The organism is Streptomyces djakartensis (genome assembly GCF_014651075.1).
GTDB lineage: Bacteria > Actinomycetota > Actinomycetes > Streptomycetales > Streptomycetaceae > Streptomyces > Streptomyces djakartensis.
This window is the reverse complement of record NZ_BMWE01000046.1, coordinates 1-3,457: the sequence shown is the minus strand read 5'-3', so window position 1 is coordinate 3,457 and position 3,457 is coordinate 1. Positions and strand designations below refer to the sequence as shown.

Genomic DNA, 3,457 nt, shown 5'->3' with positions numbered 1-3,457 from the left:
ACGTAGCTCTTGCCGGGTGTGCTCGGGTCGGGGTCGTACAGGCCGTCCAGGTCCCAGCCGCGGTCGGTCGGGAACGTGGAGATGGCGTCGGTTCCGGAGGCCACCAGCTCCCACAGATCGTCCGGTGTGGCCACGCCGCCGGGGTAGCGGCAGGCCATGCCCACCACCGCGATCGGCTCATGCCGCGCCGACTCCAGCTCCGCCAACCGCTCCTTGGTCCTGTGGAGTTCGGCGGTGGCGCGCTTCAGATAGCTGCGGATCTTGTCGTTCTCCGCGGTCATCGCTGCCCCCAGCTTCCTGTCGTACGGGCGGCCCTCGGTCCGGTCACGGCTGCTCGTCCAGCTGTTCGTCGAGGAACGCGAAGATCTCGTCGTCGGTTGCCTCGTCGAGTCGGTCGGCCACGGTCGTCGCGGCTGCTCGGGTGCTGTCCGCGCCGGACGCCGGCCTGTCCAGAGCGGTCAGCAGGCCGACGAGTCGTTGGCGCACATCGGCGCGTCGGCCGTCCTCCGCGCCCATGCGAGCGATCGCTCGCGCCATCTGGTCGATGCCCGTCAGCACGGGATCCTCGGCCGACGTGCCCGGAGCGGGGTTCGCGGCGGGCAGTTCCGCGTTGATCCATTCCGCCACCTTCCTCGGCGTGGGACGGTCGAAGGCGAGCGTGCTCGGCAGACGCAGACCGACCAGGCGGCCGAGCCGGTTGCGCAGCTCCAGCGTGGCCAGGGAGTCGAAGCCGATCTCGTGGAAAGGCCGTTCGGGATCGATCTCCGTGGCCGACGCGTGGCCGAGGACACCCGCGACCTGTTCGCCGACCATGTCCAGCAGGACGGTCATGCGCTCCTTGGCGGGCAGGGCCGCGAGGCTTGCCGACGGGCCCGGCCCGGACTCGTCCCGTACGGACGTCGCCGTGGTCGTGCGATGCCGGCGCTGGTGGGAGGGGACGAGGGAGCGCAGCAACGGCGGCAGTGAGGCCGGGCCGTTCTCCCTGGCCGTGCGGCGCAGCGCCGCGCTGTCCAGCAGCAGCGGGACGAGCAGGGCGGGGCCGTCCCGGTACGTCGTCAGGGCCTGGTCCAGCAGTTCGAGGGCCTGGTCGGCAGGCATCGGCAGGATGCCGTCCCGGCGAAGTCGGCGAAGGCCCGTGGCATCGAGGCCGCCGGCCATGCCGTCACGTTCGTCCCACAACCCCCAGGCCAGGGAGACCGCCGGCAGCCCCGCCGCCCGGCGAAGCCGCGCGAACGCGTCGAGCACGCCGTTGGCTGCCGCGTAGGACGCTTGCCCCGGACGGCCCAGTAACCCGGCTGCGGCGGAGAACAGCACGAAGGCGCGCAGCGGATGTCCGAGCGTTGCCTCATGGAGGTGGCGTACGGCGTCGGCCTTGGCCCGCAGCACGGTGTCGATCCGCTCCGGAGTCAGCCGGGCGAGCGCCCCGTCGTCCAGGACACCGGCGGTGTGCACGACACCGGTCAGCGGATGTTCGGACGGGACTCCGGCGACCGCCTTCCGTACGTCGGCCGGATCGGCCAGGTCGCAGGAGACGAAGGAGGTGTGGACGCCCAGATCGGTGAGTTCCCGTTCCAGCGCGGCGGACTCCGGCGCGTTCGGGCCGCTCCTGCTGACCAGCAGCATCCGCCGTACACCGTGACGCCTCGCCAGGTGCACGGCGACGCGTCGGCCGAGCGCACCGGTGCAGCCGGTCAGCAGGACGGTGCCGTCCATGCCCTGGGCGGTGGGCGCGGAGTCCGCCGGAGCCGGCGACCCGGCGGCCCCGGCGGGTGCCAGCGCCGGCGCGAGCATGACGCCCGCCCGCAACGCTACCTGGGGCTCGTCCGAGGCCAGCGCCGTGGCCAGGGCCGCACGGGACTCCGGGGAGTCGTCCACGTCGAGGAGGCGGAAGCGGCCCGGATACTCCGACTGCGCGGAGCGCACCAGCCCCCACAGCGCGGCACCCGCGAGATCCGGCACATCGGTCTCCGTGGCCTCGACCGCGCCCCGCGTGAGGACGGCCAGTGTCGTGCCGGTGGTCAGGCGTTCGTCCTCGATCAGTGCCTGGACGAGTGAGAGACCGTGGGCGAGGGTCGCACGGACGGGATCGGGTGCGGACGTGGCCTCGGAAGCCGGGGGAGGGGAGCCGGGGATGAGCGCAACGACCAGGGCGGGTTCGGGCCTCGGTGCCATGGCGTCCAGAGCGGCTCGCAGGGCCGTGAGGTCGGCGTGGCCCGTGACGTGCGCATCGGGCAGGAAGGCACGCAGAACCTCCGCTGTCTCCTCCGCATCGGCGCCGACCACGGCGTAGCGGCGAGTGCCCACGAGACTGGTCGAGTCGACCGGCTGCCAGTCGATGCGGTACATCGGCACCGCCGGACGAGCGCCCGGCGTGCTCGACGGCACTCGACGCAGCACCAGCGCGTCCAGGGCGAGGACGGGATTGCCCGCCGGATCGGCGGCCCGCACGGAGAAGGAGCCGCCGCCGTCCGACGGTGCCAGCCGGACCCGGACCCGCTCGGCGCCGGTCCCGTACAGGGTGAGCCCCTGCCAGGAGAACGGCAGCAGGGTGCTCTGCCCACCGTCAGCATCGGCGCCGGACTCCCGCCAAGGGCCTCCCACCCGCCACGGGTGCAGGGCCGCGTCGAACAGCGCGGGATGCACACCGAACCGGCGCTCCTCATCCCCTGGTCCGGCCACCGCCTCGGGCAAGCTCACGTCGGCGAAGACCTCGTCCCCACGGCGCCACGCCCCGGTCAGGCCGGTGAAGGCCGGCCCGTAGTCGTAGCCGGCGGCGGCGAACTCCGCGTACAGCTCGTCCACGTCGACGGCTTCCGCCCCGGGCGGTGGCCAAGCCCCTGCCGCCCAGTCCGCCCAGTCCACCTCCGGCGTGGCCGGTTCCGCGCCCGCCAGAACACCGGCTGCATGCGTGGTCCACTCCGCCCCGGTCTCCTCCTCCGGCCGAGCAGCCACCGTCACCGCGCGCCGTCCGCGCTCATCCGGTGCTTCCACCAGCACCTGAAGCTGCACAGCGCCCTGCGCGGGAAGAACGAGGGGCACATGGAGAGTGAGTTCCTCCACGGACCCCGGCCCCGTCTCCTCGGCAACGTGCAGCAGCAGGTCGGCGAAGGCCGTTCCGGGGAACAGCACCGCACCGGCGACCGTGTGATCGGCCAGCCATGGATGCGCCGCGAGCGTCACCCTGCCGGTGAGCAGAGTCGCCCCGCTGCCGACGATCGACGTGGCGCCGGTCAGGAACGGATGGTCCTGCCGGGCCAGGCCCAGGCGTGCCGCCGCCTCGGCATCCGAACGCCTCGTGTAAGCCGCCGAGTTCGGCATCCAGTAGCGGTTGCGTTGGAAGGGGTAGGTGGGCAGGTCGAGGTGGTGTGTGGGGGTGTGTGGGGTGTGGAGGGTGGTGGTGTGGCCGTTGGTGTGGAGGGTGGCGAGTGCGGTGGTGAGGGTTTCTGGTTCGGGGTGT

2 protein-coding genes are annotated in these 3,457 nt (G+C 72.8%); both read right to left on the bottom strand.

All coding sequences use genetic code 11. The features are described 5' to 3' along the window. Positions 1-281, bottom strand: a 281-nt coding sequence (locus tag IE212_RS34375) for a beta-ketoacyl synthase N-terminal-like domain-containing protein (RefSeq protein ID WP_190201918.1), incomplete at its 3' end; no start/stop codon positions are given. A 43-nt stretch (positions 282-324) separates the two neighbouring features. Next, positions 325-3,457, bottom strand: a 3,133-nt coding sequence (locus IE212_RS34370; protein WP_190201917.1) for a type I polyketide synthase, incomplete at its 5' end; no start/stop codon positions are given.